This is a genomic window from Polaromonas sp. UBA4122 (assembly GCA_002381615.1).
Taxonomy (GTDB): domain Bacteria; phylum Pseudomonadota; class Gammaproteobacteria; order Burkholderiales; family Burkholderiaceae_C; genus Polaromonas.
The window spans coordinates 4,436-4,732 of sequence record DFWY01000083.1 but is presented as its reverse complement, the minus strand read 5'-3'; the positions used below and the strand labels follow the sequence as shown (position 1 = coordinate 4,732).

Sequence of the window (297 nt, the reverse complement as noted above, 5' to 3'; positions counted from 1 at the left end):
GACCAACATCGCTGAAATAAAAGAGGTGTACATCGGCATGCGCCGCGTCCATCAACCCGCCTCGCCGCTAAAAGCGTCCTGATCCCCGCAAAACTTTTCCTCACTCACTACACAAGGAGACTATCGATGAAATTCAAACTACTTGCCACGACGGTACTCATGACCACGGCGCTATTGGCCGGCGGCCAGGCTGTCGCCCAGGAAAAACTCACTGTCTGGTGGGTCAAGGGTTATTACAAGGCCGAAGATGACGCCTTGTTTTCAGTCATCAAGAAATTCGAAGAGAAACACAAGGAC

The 297-nt window shown here is 51.5% G+C and carries 1 pseudogene; it reads left to right on the top strand.

Annotated features, from left to right (window positions below):
* Positions 1–126 precede the first annotated feature (126 nt).
* Positions 127–297 (top strand): annotated as a pseudogene (locus B3F77_RS11285) (carbohydrate ABC transporter substrate-binding protein); the annotation flags it as partial.